Origin of the sequence: Streptomyces sp. NPDC059008 (genome assembly GCF_042749045.1) — a bacterium.
Taxonomy (GTDB): domain Bacteria; phylum Actinomycetota; class Actinomycetes; order Streptomycetales; family Streptomycetaceae; genus Streptomyces.
The window spans coordinates 14,900-28,258 of record NZ_JBHYJC010000036.1 but is presented as its reverse complement, the minus strand read 5'-3'; the positions used below and the strand labels follow the sequence as shown (position 1 = coordinate 28,258).

The window sequence follows — 13,359 nt, the reverse complement described above, 5'->3', positions numbered from 1 at the left end:
GGGCTGCCGCCGTCGGGCCGCGACGGCGGCAGCCCTAGCCCTCCCCGCAGGTGTCAGCCCTTGCGGGGGTAGAAACCGCCGCCGGCGTCGCCGTGGGCCGTGCAGTCCATGTCGCGGTAGCGGTCGACGAAGGTGCCGGTGAGGCCGGTGAACGCGTCGTACGACTGGTCCAGGGGCAGGTCTTTGCTCACCCTGAACCGCAGCTGCACGTGGACGGACTCGCGGGGCTTCAGCGTCTTCGGGCCGGGGATGGTGCCGCGGGCGTCTCCATCGGCCTGGCGCAGCGTCTTCCAGGCGCGCTGCGAGGTGTCCCAGTACTGCAGATCACCGTACGGGCTCAGGTCGCGCTCGCCCTCGTTGTAGACGTAACTGCCCAGCTTGGCGCTGAGTTCGAACGACTTCAGCTCCTTCGCCGAGGCGTTGGTGAGCGTGGCGGTGTAGGTCGTCCAGTGAGTGCCGAGGGTGATCGACTTGGGTATGCCGAACGAGCGGCCCACGAAGGTGTTGTTGTGGTACTTCCCGTAGGCGGTGTCGAGGTCGTAGCACGTCGGGATCTCCGCGGCAGGGGCTGCCTGGGAGGCGGGCGCGGCGGCCACCACCACGGGGAGCAGGGCGGCCGTCGCGGCCGAGGCCGACAGGGCGCGGCGCAGTTTCATGAAGATCTCTTTCCCGGTTCTTCGGACCCTTGGAGCCTTGTTTCCAGTGCCGTTGAGCTCTCAGGCCGTGGATCCTTTGGTGATCAGGTTCTTGGAGAAATGGTGGGGCTTACGCGGTGACGTCCGTGGCGCCCGGACCGGCCGCGCCCTTCCGGCGGCGCACGCCGATGACCGCGCCCGCGCCGACCACCATCGCGGCTCCACCGGCGAGAGCGATCCCCGGGAGCGCGGACGAGGAGCCGGTCGCGGCGAGGTGGGCGCCGCCCTGCGGGCCGAGGCCACCGGTGGAATCGGGACCACCCGTACCGCCACCGGACGCAGCGCTCTGGCCGGCGTCGGCCGTGCCCCCCGGCTTGCCCGGCTCACCAGGCTTGCCCGGCTCCCCCGGCTTGGCGGTCGGGGGCTGCGTCGGCTTCGCGCCCGCGGGGAGGATGGTGAAGTCGTACCAGGCTTCCTTGGCCGAACCACAGGAACCGTCACGGTTGCGGTAGTCGCCGGCGGCGAGCGCGTACCCGGCGCCGGGCTTGGCGTCCTTGACCACGCGGGTGCGCAGTTGGAGCGTGATGGTGCTGCGCGGACCGACGGCGAAGGAACCGAACAGGTCGTCGGGCTCCGCGTCATGGAAGGTCTTCCACCGCCCGGTCCTGGCGTCGCGGTACTCGGTCTCCAGCTCCCAGTACGGCCGGTCGACATCTTCGCCGGAGGACACGTGCAGGAAGGGCTGGGCCTCCGCCAGGGGCTTGCCGGTGGTGTTGGCGAGCGTCATGGAGAAGGGGGTCCAGGCACCGCCCGCAGTCAGCTGGCGCGGCAGCCCGCGGACGGCCACGCGCAACTGGTCGGACTCGAACGCGCAGGACTGACCCACCCCGTCGGAATCACCGCCGTCCTTGCCCCCACCGGCGGCACCACCCACGCCGGCGGCTTCCTCGGTGGTCCCTTCGGCGGCCCCTTCGGCGGTCCCGGCGGCTTTCGGCGGCTTCCCGGGGGCAGGACGTGCGGCCCGGTCTCCGTCCTGGGAGGCCGAGCCACCGGCAGCGGCTTCGCCCGGGCGCCGCACCTCGTCCGGATTACCCGTTCCACCCCCGCTCGTTGCGGAATCCGCCGGCCGGTCCACCGGTCTCGCGGCATCGGGTAACTCGGGAGAGGCGGGCGTGCGACGACCGGCGTCTGACACCGGATCCGACGCGAACGCGGCGGCGGGCGCGGCCAGTACGGCGGCGGGCGCTAACACGGCAGCCGCTGCGGCGGCCGTCAGGGCTCGGCGAATCTTCATCCAGGAGACCTCTCGAATCCCAAGTGCCGTCTGGACGGCACAGATTGACGTTCGTCATGGTCAGGCCGTGCATGACGCGCAGTGTGGGTGAGCGCGCCCGCAGACAGGCGTTATTGCGCACATACGCACACCTGCGCCTCTTGTAGGAGCACTCGCACTGCGAAAAGGTTCCACACTTAAGTCACTGAAGTGGCGCATAAGGTGGGAGGTGTCCTGGGATTTCCGTTAGGGGGCCGTCTCCAATCGAGACACCGCTTTCGGCACCAATGTGCTTGCCGGAATGGCACGGCAGATGCTCTCCGGGAACCGCCCGCAAGATGCCCTGGAACTCGTGCGTCTCGCGCAAGACGGCGTCCGCACCACCGCAGAGCCGCGCCTACGGGCGATGCTCCACACCCGCGAGGCGTGGGCACGCCGTTGGTGCCGCCGCGCACACTCAGTCGGGCCGAGTCCGTCAGCAGCTCGCACAGCTCTACCCGTATACGGTCGGCAGGGACGTCCCCGGCCCGCTGCGCGAGGCCCGGGACCACATCCGCGAGCTGCTGGCGACGTAGGAGATACGGAGCGAATGACCACCATCGCCGTAACGGGGCACATGGACCTGACGGAAAGCACTGTGCTCCTGGTGCAGGAGGCGCTGCGGGATCTGCTGCGCGAGCACCGCGCGAGCGACCTGATCGGGGTCAGCTGCCTCGCACGCGGCTCCGACACCCTGTTCGCCGAGGCCGTGGTTGAGGTGGGCGGCCGGCTCGTCGTCGTCCTCCCCTCGCGTGACTACCGGCAGGCGAAGGTCAAGCCCGACCACGCCCCCGCTTTCGATCGCCTCGCCGCTGTTGCCGAGGTGGTGACCATGCCGTACGACGCCGCGAGTCGGGAGGCCTACGAAGCGGCCAACGGCGAGTTGCTGAAGCGGGCCGACCGGCTCGTAGCGGTGTGGGACGGGGTGCCGCCCACAGGCAAGGGAGGGGGCACCGCCGACACCGTCGAGCAGGCCCGCGATGCAGGCCTTCCGGTGGATGTCGTATGGCCGAGCGGGGCCGCGCGCGGCGCCTAGGGGGTGTCCGATGGGTCAGGGTCGGATAAGGCCGCGGCGTCTGGTGCACTGCGTTCGCTGCGCGAACTCCGTCTCGGCTCCTCATGTGCTCCTTTGGATGCCGAGTTGCATCGCAATGCGCCGGAGCGTCTCGATAGCGGAGCACTGCCCCTGACGAGTCGCGATGGCCGGGTTGCGGTAGTCGCCATCGTCTACGACACGTTTTGCCGGCTTGCTCAGTGATGCGTGCCAAGTCCTGACCGACGTTGAGCGTCGCCACTTCGTCCTCGTCGAGCGTTGCCCCGTGCTCCTCTTCAGTGGTGCTGTTCGATGTCCAGTCGGCCGGACGGGATGGCGGAGGACGACGCACCCTCAGGTGGCCTGACTTCCGGCTGTGCCCGTGCCCCCTTCCCCGCCGTACTTCTTCCAGGTCTCCCGCACCCTGTCCTGGGAGTGCTTGTGCTTCCTACGCGAGCAGACGACTCCGGCCGACCCCAACCGGGCCGGAAGGCAAACTCCACATCAACGAAGGCGATGACTGAGGAGGACGCGAAGGCCAGCCGTTCGCGAGCGTTGCCATGGTTCCAACTGAAGCAGGCTGGGCCGGTGAAAGGGACTTTCCACGTTGTGGCCCGCGCGGCAGGGGTGGTCAGTGGATGCGTCTGCCATCCCGGCGATGACGAGGAGGGGTCCAGACCGTGCTCGGATTGGTGAAGTCCCAGGTGAACGGGCGGATGAGGGGGTGTGGCAGGTGGCGCAGGGCCCAGCTTGCGCATTTGTAGCGGCGGCTGGGGATGCTGACGTAACGGCCACGGGCAAGGTCGCGCAGGGCAGTGGCAACCACGTGGCCGGGGGTCAGCCAAGCCCAGGAGGGAAGGTTGGGGGTGCCCAGCTGGTTGCGGTCGAAGAAGTCGGTGGTGGTGAAGCCCGGAAGGAGTGCCATCATGCGAACGCCGCTGGCCACGACTTCTTGGGAGCGGGCGACGGCCTCGGTGAAGGCGAGCACCCATGCCTTGCTGGCGGGGTAGGTGGTGGCCAGGCCGCCGACGCCCAGGGCGGTGAAGGAAGAGACGTTCACCACCTGGCCGGATCCGCGCTCGATCATGCGGGGCAGCGCCGCGTGGGTCAACCGCATGACGGCACGGATGTTGAGGTCGAGCAGAGCGGCTTCGGCGGATACGTCGTTGGCGTGGAAGGGCCGGCTCAATACTGTCCCGGCGTTGTTGACGAGGAAGTCGACCGCTTCCCCGGTGGAGAGCCGATGTTCCACAGTCGCGCAGCCGTCGGCGGTGGCGAGGTCGGCGGGGATGGTCTCGACGTGGACTCCCACCGAGGTACGGAGGGTACGGGCGAGGTCGTCCAGGGCGTTGCGGGTGCGCGCCACGGCGACGAGGTCGTAGCCGCTCCGGGCCAGTTGTTCCGCGAAGGCCCGGCCAATTCCGGAGGACGCGCCGGTGATCAGTGCGGTGGGCACGGTCACACCGGCTGTTCGATGTGGTCGGCGCGGAAGCCGACGGATGTGGCGAAGATGTCGAGCAGTCCGCTCAGTGGTTCGGCGGGCAGGCCGGGCTTCCACAGCTCCACGCCCATCTCACCGTGGTAGAGCATCGGCCAGCGCACGTAGCACCTCGGGTCGTCGGGGGTGTGGACGGCACGCGAGCGGCGCACGGTGTCGGCCGCGACCTGGGCGGTCAGATCGCTGCCGCAGCCGAAGCCGTAGGGGTAGCGTTCCCGGTTCGGCGGCACGGTCTCGATGTGCGCGTCGTCGGCTCGTTCCACGCCGACGTGGGCGTGGATTCCGGCCCGGATGAGCGGGACTTCACGCTCGCCTTCCGGGTGCGGCTCCCAGGCGCCGGACGTCGTGCGGGTGACACGGACCTTGGGGACGGCGTGGAGGAAGGCGCGTACCTCCCATGCCTCTACTGATGGCCCGAGCGGGTGCCGGCCTTCGGGCGCGAGGACGCGCAGGGGACTGTCGGGCGGGTCGAGCGCGACGATGGTGACGTCGTCGGGGCCGAGGTTGCGCTTGTCGACGTCCCAGCTGCCGGAGGCGCTTACCACCAGAGCGTCGAGGTCGGGGGCGACGAGGAAGAGCATGCCCTCGCTCATGCGTTTCCAGCCCATGTACTGCTCGTACAGGCGGGCCAGTTCGTCAGACACGTAGCGGCCGATGGCGGTGGGTGGTGGCAGCAGTCCCAACTTGCCCATCGTGCGGCCGGCGCGTGCCAGCTGGGCGGGGGCTGGGCTGGCGTCCCACGTGCGAGCAGGTACGGCGTCCGGCACCACCTCGTAGGCGTCAGAGATGTCGCGGGCGCAGGCGGCAGCCACCAGGCGGTCACGCATGCGGTCCGCGACCTGAGGCGCCGTCTCGGTGGGGTGCCCTCCCTCCATGGTGCAGAAGGTGACTTCCGTGATCTGGCCGGGGCGGTCGCCTCTGGTGACAAAGAGGATCTTGGGTGCCGCAGTACGGGCCATGGCGGTGCGGGCGGTCTCCACCACGTCCGCGTGCGGCAGCAGGCTCAGCCGTTCAGGGATCTCGGCGAGCACCACGACCTGGCGGGAGCCGACCCGCAGGCCGTGTTCCTGGCAGGCTGCGACGGCCACGGGCGGCATCTGTTCGGGCAGCCGCTCTCGCAGTGGTCCCGGTCCGTCGGGGATGCCGACGGCGACCAGCAGGAGGTCGATATCACCGCGCGAGTGCTGCATGACGGTGTGTCCCTGCTCCTCGAAGGCCGTGAGGAGCTGTCGGCCGAAGGCGGCCAGGGTGGGGCCGGCGTGCTCGCCCAGTCCCACGGCCTGGACGAGCAGGGGCCGCCACCAGGGCAGTGCGGACAGGTCGTGCGGCGGCGCCGAGGCTGCGGGGCCGAGGTGGGTGTCGGTCACTGTTCTCTCCGGATCAGCGGTAGAACGCGGCAGGCGAGGTCGTCGAGACAACTCAACGAGGTGAGTTCGAGTACGGAGATGTCGCAGCCGAGCCGCTTGCGGACCAGCGCGGACAACTCGACGACCATGAGGGAGTCCATGCCCAGGCGCTCCAGCCGGCAGGTGCGGTCGACGCGATCGACCGAGGTCTGTAGGACCCTTGCGGTCAGCTCGGCCAGGATCTCGGCAACCGTCTCGGTGGCGTCCTCGGGCGGCAGGTTCTCCAGCCGGGTCCGTACGTCCTGCGGGCTCTCGGCGGCGCACTCGGGGCCGGTGTCTTCGACGCCGTGGAGCAGCCGGGCGTCGAGGGCCGGGAAGAGCTGACCGAGGCGGTGCCAGTCGAAGCGCCCGACGAGCGCCGTTTGCGTCTCACCCCCGATGAGTTCCCGCAGGGCGGACCATGCCTCGTGTGGTGCGAGCCCCTCCAGGCCGCTTCGTGCGAGGGTGTCCATCAGGCCGGCCCGCTCGGCGTAGCCCGTGCTGCGGATGGCACCCCACTCCACGGCCAGTCCCGGGAACCCCGCCCGGCGCCGCTCGCGCACCAGTGCCTCGGCGAAGGCGTTGGCGGCGCCGTACGGGCCCTGGTGGCGGTTGCCGAGCGTGGCACTGACGGAGGAACAGGCCACGAAGAAGTCCACGCCCTTTGTGCGGGTGGCGCGGTCCAGGACGAGGGTGCCGGTCACCTTCGGATGCAGGACCGCACTGAAGCGCTCGGTCGTCAGTTCGCCGAGCGGGGCGTCGTCGATGTGCATGGCTGCGTGAATGACGCCCTTCACAGGGCGGCCGGCGTCCGCGGCCTCGGCGAGGATATGGGCGACGGCGTCGGGATCGGCGATGTCGGCCGCGTGGACGCGCACGTCGACTCCCTGTGCCAAGAGCCGCTCGAGCAGGGCGCCGGCTTCGGGGGTGTCGGCACCGCGGCGGCCCACGAGGACCAGGTGCCGGGCGCCCTCCTCGGCCAGGTACGCCGCGAAGGCGGCACCCAGCCCTGACAGGCCGCCCGTCACCAGATAGCTGGCGTCGGCATCGAGGCGCAGGCCCTCGGCGGGGCGCTCCACGAGTGGGGCCTGTGCGAGATCGATGACGACCTTTCCGATGTGCTGAGAGTGCAGCAGGGTCTGGAACGCCTCCGCGATCCGGTCGGCTGCGTAGATCTGGTGCGGCAGCGGCCGGTATCGCCGGTCGGTGACACGCCGGGTCAGCTCAGCGAACTGCGCGACGGCCGTCTGGGGGGCCTGGGTCGCCAGGCCGGCGACGTCCACGCCGAAGTAGGCGATGTTGTTGCGGAACGGGCCGAGCAGCAGTGGCGTGTTCGCGTACAGGTCACGCTTGCCGAGTTCGACGAAGCGGCCTCCAGGGCGCAGGCACTCCAGGCTGCGGGCGATGGCTTCCCCGGCGAGGGAGTTGAGGACGACGTCCACGCCGCGGCCCGCGGTGGCTGTACGCACGTCCTCCGCGAAGGCGAGGTCACGGGAGCCGAAGACGTGGTGGACGCCCAGAGTGCGCAACAGTTCCCGCTTGGCCGGGGTGCCGGCGGTGGCGATGACGTCGGCGCCCATGGAGTGGGCGTACTGGACGGCGGCCAGGCCGATGCCGCCCGCGCCGCCGTGGACGAGCACGGTCTCCCCGGGGCGCAGGCGGGCCTTCTCCTCCAGCGCGTACTGCACCGTGAGGAACGCGGCGGGCAGGGTGGCCGCCTCGCTGAAGCGCATGCCGTCGGGGATGCGTCCGGTCTGGTCGGCCCGCACCACGACGTGGGAGGCCAGGCAGCCGTAGCCGGAGGCGTAGACCCTGTCGCCGGGGGCGATGGCGGTGATGCCGGGTCCGGTCGCCGACACGATGCCGGCGCACTCCAGGCCGAGGCGTGGGCCGCCTTCGGGGGGCGCGTTCTCGTCCGGCACCAGTCCGGTGGCGACCATGACGTCCCTGTAGTTGAGGGCGGCGGCCCGGACCTCGATCAGGAGCTCTCCCGCACCCGGCGCTCGCGGGGGCTCGGGGATCCAGCTGAGCTGGTGCCGGAGGCCGAGTTCGCGGAGCTGCAGGCGGAAGCGGTCGCCCTGGGCCGGGCGTCGGGACGGCGGGGCGGAGGAGACCAGACGAGGCTGGAAGCGACCGTCCGGGGTCAGAATGGTCTCCGGGGCGTCGTCCGGGGCGAGCAGGTCGCCGACCAGACGCTCGGCATCGCGCCCGGGGTCGTCGCCGGACTGCAGCGAGACGCAGCGCACGCGTACCGCCGGATACTCGGTGGCCAGGACGCGGCCCAGACCCCACATCGGCGCGTCCGCCGGGCTGAGCGGGCACTCGGGAGCGGGAAACAGACCAGTGGGCGGAGTGACCAGACACAACTGGCCCCGCACTGCGCTTAGTTGCTCGGCCAGTTCCCGCAGCGCGCGGGCCCGGCAGGCCGTCAGGTCCTCGACGCGGTCGGCTGTGGTCGTGTCGCCCGCGTTCAGGAGCACCACCACGCGGGGCGGGTCATCGGGGACGGCCGCGGCGAGCACGGACAGCGGGGCAGTGTCCCCCAGGCGGTGCAGCGGCGCCGCCAACCTCGTGGCCACCGCCTCGCCCAGTTCCGCCGCGGTGGGCTCGGCGGCAACCGCCCAGCAACCCACTTCCTGGTGCGGCCGGGCGAGCGCCGGTACGGCCCGGCTTCCGGCGCGGCGGGCAAGGAACACGGTGGTGTCCCGGCGCGGGTCATCGGGGGCGACTCCCGTGTGCCCCACATCGTCGAAGCCGGCGCCGTACAGGCACCGCGTCCACGCCTCGCGCGACATCAGGGGCGGCCCGCCGCGCCGGTCGTCCGCGCAGTCCCCGTACTCGTCGAGCAGCCCGAACAACGAGCCGACCAGATCGGCATCCAGGCTCTCCAGGCCGAGGAGGAGCCCGCCCTCGGGGAGCAGACCGGCGACCCGATCGGCGGCGCGGTGCACGTCGGCAGCGCCGTGGAACGCGTTGGCGGCGAGGACCAGATCGAAGCTCGCGTCGGCGAAGCCCTGGTCCGCGGGGTCCTCGTCGAGGTCGAGGGTCCGGTACTCGATGACGTCGTGGTCGCGGAAACGGGCCTCGGCGCGAGCGAGGAGCGCGGTGCTGACATCGGTGAAGGTGTAGCGCGTTCGGTCGGCGGGCAGCTCCGGCAGGACCGCGGCGGTCAGGCCGCCTGTGCCGGCGCCGATTTCGAGCACCCGCAGCGCTCGCCCCTCGGGCCAGTGACGGACGATCTCGCGGATCAGGCCGCGAGCGTAGAGATGGTGCAGCCTCCAGTGCGGTGCGTCGCTGTACAGCTGGGACATCAGGTGCCGGTCGGCGTCGGCGAAGAGCATTTCGCGCGGGCCTGCCGCACCGCGCAGGATGTCGGCCAGGTGCGGGCGACACCGGTTGAACAGCGCGCTCGTGGCCCCCCAGTCCGGCAGTTCCCCCAGTTGGGCGCGGACCTGTGCTTCCGGGTCGGGCGGGATCTCGGTGAATCGCCAACGGGCGGGGTCGATTCCGGATTCCTCACGCGGGGCGAGCAGTCCGCAGTCACAGGCAGCCCGGGCCATCAGCTCCAACAGCGGACCGTACTGCGTCCGCACCCCGACGGCTTCGAGGTTTCCGATCCCGAAATCCTCTATACCGGGGAGGAGTTCACGAAAGGCGACGCCGGCATAGTGGCCCAGCACACGCCAGTTCAGCTCCGCGAACCTCGGGTAGCGGTCGTCCGCGGCCGCGGTGAGCCGGCGGCGTTCCTCACGGGTGGCCTCCAGCAGCTGCGCGGGGGCGGGCAACGCAGGACATGGCGCGGGCCCGCCAGGCAGAGGCAGAGCGCGCAGGGCGACCTCATGGCGGGCAGGGGGTTTGGTGCCCTCGTGGTCGAAGCGGCGTAGCCTGCATCCGGTCAGCTCCAGGCTCACCCGGCCGTCGGGATCCAGCACGTGCACGTCCCACACCGCCTCCCGGTCGCCGACCGTCACGGCCTTGACGTGGACGAAGCCACGGGCGGCGGGCTCACGCCACAGACGGGCGCCCTCGATCCCCACGGGCAGGAACAGCCGCACGTCACCGGGCCCGGCCAGCGTCCGGCAACCGGTCTGCAGGGCCCCGTCCACCAGGGCGGGATGGGCGAGGTAGCCGGCGGTGTCCGCCTGGAGGTGGTAGGCGGACAGGACCTCGCCGTCTCCCGTACGCAGCTCGGTCAGCACCTGGAAGGCGGGACCGTGTCGCACCCCGGCCCGGCACAGTGCCGCATAGTGGTCGGCCACCGCTTCCGGAAGCTCCAGCCGAGCCGTGAGCGCAGCGAGGTCTACACGGTCCGGCGCGGCTCGGTGCAGACGCCGCACCCGTCCCCGGGCATGCTGCTGCCAGCTGCCCGTCCCGCCGGTGCGGCTTGCGACGCTGACCGTTCCCGTCTGCGGCTGGAGGGAGGTTTGCAGCAGCACCTCATCGGTGCTGTCCTCACCGGGCAGGACGCAGGCCGCCGTGATCAACAGGTCCGTCACTTCCAGCGCTGCCGTGTCGAGGGCCTCACGGCCTGCCTCGAACGCCGCCTCCAGATAGGCGGTGCCCGGCAGCACGCGGGCGGTGCCCACATGGTGGTCGTCCAGCCACGGCGCACGCGCCGACGAAAGAGGGCCGTGCCAGACCGGATCGGCCACCGCGGCCCGCTGCCCGAGCAGCGGCCGCTCCACCGTCCCGTCGCTGGTGACCCTGCCCCACCAGTTCGGTGCGCCGTTCCAGTGCCGTTCACGCTGCCACGGATAGGCGGGCAGTGCCACGACGCGTCCCGGGCGCGGGAAGAGAGCGCGGGCGTCGTAGCGTGCGCCCGCCGCCACGGCGTGTGCCACGGCGGAACGGACGCCACCTGGGCCGTCGCCACGCCGGGTGCAGGTGCGGACCACGGCCACGGTGCGCTCGCGGCGCCGCGGTGCGAGACGACGGAGGTAGGGGCTGAGGACCGCGTGCGGACCCACGTCGACCAGCACATCGGCCCCCAGATCAAGCAGGGTCTGGGCCGCAGCGCCGAACAGTACGGGGCGCCGCACGTTGTGCCACCAGTACGCCGCGTCGAGGCGCTGGTCCTCCGCCAACAGGGCGCCGGTGACCGTGGAGACGAACGGCAGGCTCGGCCGCCGGGAGTGCAACGGGGCCAGCGACGCGCGCAACGGCTCCTCGACCGCGTCCATGGCCCTGCTGTGGAAGGCGTGATCGAGGTCGAGGGGGCGGAAGAAGACACCGCGGGCCGTGAGTTCCTCGCCCCATGCGGTCAGTGCCGCGGTGTCCCCTGCGACGGTGGTGTCCGTGTGACTGTTGATCCCGGCGAGCTCCAGTCGGTCTCCGTACGGGGTCAGCGCCTTGAGGGTGTCCTCCTCGGACATACCGACGGCCGCCATGCTTCCCTCACCCGCGGTGAGCGCCTGAGCCCGGCTGCGGGCGGCGACGACCAGCGCGGCGGCGTCCAGGTCGAGCGCCCCGGCGGTGTACGCGGCGGCGATCTCCCCGACGCTGTGCCCAGTGACCGCGGCCGGGCGGACGCCGCGGGCCGCGAGCAGTTCCACCAGCCCTACCTGGAAGGCGAACAGCAGCGGCTGGGCCACCTCCGTGGCGCGGATCCGGGAGTTCTCCGCCCCCGCGCACATCTCCTCGACGACCGACCAGTCCAGGTGACGGCCGAGTGCCGCGTCCACCTCCTCGACCGCCTCACGGAATATCGGCTCGGCGGCGAGCAGGTCCGCCCCCATGCCCGCCCACTGCGAGCCGTTGCCGGCGAACGCGAAGGCCACCGTGCCGTCCTCGACCGCCGACGCGGAGGCCAGACCAGACACCGGCCGCTCGCCCTGGGCCGCGCCACGCAGCGCCCGCGCCGCCTCGCCGGGGGCGGAAGCGAGAACCACCGTGCGGTGCTCATGCAAGGTGCGTCGCCGCGCTGAGGTGAAGGCAAGGTCGTGGAACTCCCCCTCGTCACACGTCTCGAGCCGCGCGGCCATGCGCCCACACGCCTCATCGAGCGCCTCCGGAGACCGGGCGGACACCACCACCGGCACGGGGCCGCCGGAATGGGCCCGGTCGGCCTGGTCCTGCTGCGGGGCAGGGCCGACGACCACATGCGCGTTGGCGCCGCCGAACCCGAAGGAGTTCACCCCGACCACGGACTCCGGCCCCATCTCCACGGATTCGGCGCCGGTGACGGGCCGGAGGCCGAGGCCGGCGAAGTCGATCTCGGGGTTCAATGGTTCGGCGTGCAGGGTGGCCGGCACGATCCGGTCGCGTAGCGTCACCACGGCCTTGAGCAGGCCCGCAACGCCTGAACCGGCCTCCATGTGACCGATGTTGGACTTCACCGAACCGATCCGCAGCGGGCCGGTCGCACGATGCCGTGCCAGGGCCTCGCCGATCGCGATGCACTCGATGGGGTCCCCCACCGGCGTCCCGGTCCCGTGCGCCTCCAGGTACACCAGCCGGTCGGCCCCGATCCCGGCGTTGCCGTACACCTCCCGCAGCAAAGCGCTTTGAGCCTCGCCGTTGGGCAGGGCGAGGCCCGCCGTGCGGCCGTCGTTGTTCGTGCCGCTGGCCACGATCACCGCGTGTACCCGGTCACCGTCGGCAAGGGCCGCCGACAGCGGCTTGAGCAGCAGCAGCCCGCCGCCCTCGGCCCGTACGTAACCGTCGGCATCGGCGGAGAACGCCCGGCAGCGTCCGGACGGCGACAGCATGGCAGCGCCGGAGAAACCGCTGTAGACGTATGGGTCGAGCAGGATGTTGATGCCGCCGGCCAGGGCCATCGCCGACCGTCGGGTGCGCAGGTGTTCGCACGCCTGGTGGACCGCGGTCAGCGCCGAGGAGCAGGCCGTGTCGACCGTGATGCTCTGGCCGTGCCAGTCCAGCAAGTGCGAGATCCGGTTCGCGGTGTTGCCACCGGCCGTGCCGGAGACGGTGTACGCGTTCCCGCTCTCGGGCCGCGCCCCCTGAAGCGTTCCGTAGTCCTGGCTGGAACACCCGATGAACACGGCGCCGTCCGACCCGGCGAGCCGCCCGGCGTCCATACCGCCGTCGTCGAGGGCCTCGACCGCCATCTCCAGGAGCAGCCGCTGCTGCGGGTCCATGCGGGACGTCTCCCGCGGCGAGATCCACGAGAAGTACCCGCAGTCGAACCCCGCGATGTCGTCCAGGAACCCGCCCGCCACGGTGTAGGTCCGCCCGGGGCGCCGCCGCCCGCCGTCCAGGAACGACTCGGCGTCAAAACGGTCGTGCGGCACGTCGGTGACGGCGTCCCCACCCGACAGCAGGAGCGCCGCCAGCCCGTCGAGCGACTGAACACCCCCCGGCAGCCGGCACGCCACGCCCACAACGGCGATCGGCGAACCACCCCGGTTCTGGTCCATCTGCACGCGAAGCTCCCTACGTCGAACCACCAGCACCGGCGCCATGGGACAAATGACAGGTCTTCCCCATAGGGGATAAATAGTATTAACCACCATTTACATAAATATGCGCCATTGACC

7 protein-coding genes are annotated in these 13,359 nt (G+C 71.2%); 2 read left to right on the top strand and 5 right to left on the bottom strand.

Features of this window, described 5'->3' with window-relative positions:
- Positions 1–53: 53 nt before the first annotated feature.
- Together ACFWZH_RS30180 and ACFWZH_RS30175 are read right to left on the bottom strand one after the other, a co-directional pair.
- Complete coding sequence (locus ACFWZH_RS30180) at positions 54–656, bottom strand: hypothetical protein (protein WP_384438208.1); 603 nt, start codon at positions 654–656, stop codon at positions 54–56.
- Positions 657–765: 109 nt separating this feature from the next.
- Complete coding sequence (locus ACFWZH_RS30175) at positions 766–1,569, bottom strand: LPXTG cell wall anchor domain-containing protein (RefSeq protein WP_384438205.1); 804 nt, start codon at positions 1,567–1,569, stop codon at positions 766–768.
- 677 nt (positions 1,570–2,246) lie between these two features.
- On the opposite strand from ACFWZH_RS30175, the gene ACFWZH_RS30170 reads away from it, so the two are divergent.
- On the top strand, positions 2,247–2,483 hold the full coding sequence (locus ACFWZH_RS30170) for a hypothetical protein (RefSeq protein WP_384438202.1): 237 nt from the start codon (positions 2,247–2,249) through the stop codon (positions 2,481–2,483).
- Between the two features lie 14 nt (positions 2,484–2,497).
- A complete protein-coding gene (locus tag ACFWZH_RS30165) occupies positions 2,498–2,983 on the top strand; it encodes a hypothetical protein (RefSeq protein ID WP_384438199.1) in 486 nt (161 codons plus the stop codon).
- Between the two features lie 628 nt (positions 2,984–3,611).
- Here the strand turns inward: ACFWZH_RS30165 and ACFWZH_RS30160 are convergent.
- From ACFWZH_RS30160 to ACFWZH_RS30150, 3 genes are read right to left on the bottom strand one after another with little or no spacing between them, the layout of a single operon-like run.
- Positions 3,612–4,436 carry an SDR family NAD(P)-dependent oxidoreductase gene (locus ACFWZH_RS30160; RefSeq protein ID WP_384438197.1) on the bottom strand — a complete coding sequence of 275 codons (825 nt, stop codon included), beginning with the start codon at positions 4,434–4,436 and terminating at the stop codon, positions 3,612–3,614.
- Between the two features lie 2 nt (positions 4,437–4,438).
- Complete coding sequence (locus ACFWZH_RS30155; RefSeq protein WP_384438194.1) at positions 4,439–5,845, bottom strand: hypothetical protein; 1,407 nt, start codon at positions 5,843–5,845, stop codon at positions 4,439–4,441.
- Complete coding sequence (locus ACFWZH_RS30150; RefSeq protein WP_384438316.1) at positions 5,842–13,239, bottom strand: SDR family NAD(P)-dependent oxidoreductase; 7,398 nt, start codon at positions 13,237–13,239, stop codon at positions 5,842–5,844. The genes ACFWZH_RS30155 and ACFWZH_RS30150 overlap by 4 nt, the downstream gene beginning before the upstream one ends.
- Positions 13,240–13,359 lie beyond the last annotated feature (120 nt).

What these genes read in the sequence shown, in the direction of transcription:
- ACFWZH_RS30180 (WP_384438208.1), bottom strand. Translation starts at nt 656, where the DNA reads ATGAAACTGCGCCGCGCCCTGTCGGCCTCGGCCGCGACGGCCGCCCTG.
- ACFWZH_RS30170 (WP_384438202.1), top strand. Translation starts at nt 2,247, where the DNA reads ATGCCCTGGAACTCGTGCGTCTCGCGCAAGACGGCGTCCGCACCACCG.
- ACFWZH_RS30165 (WP_384438199.1), top strand. Translation starts at nt 2,498, where the DNA reads ATGACCACCATCGCCGTAACGGGGCACATGGACCTGACGGAAAGCACT.
- ACFWZH_RS30150 (WP_384438316.1), bottom strand. Translation starts at nt 13,239, where the DNA reads ATGGACCAGAACCGGGGTGGTTCGCCGATCGCCGTTGTGGGCGTGGCG.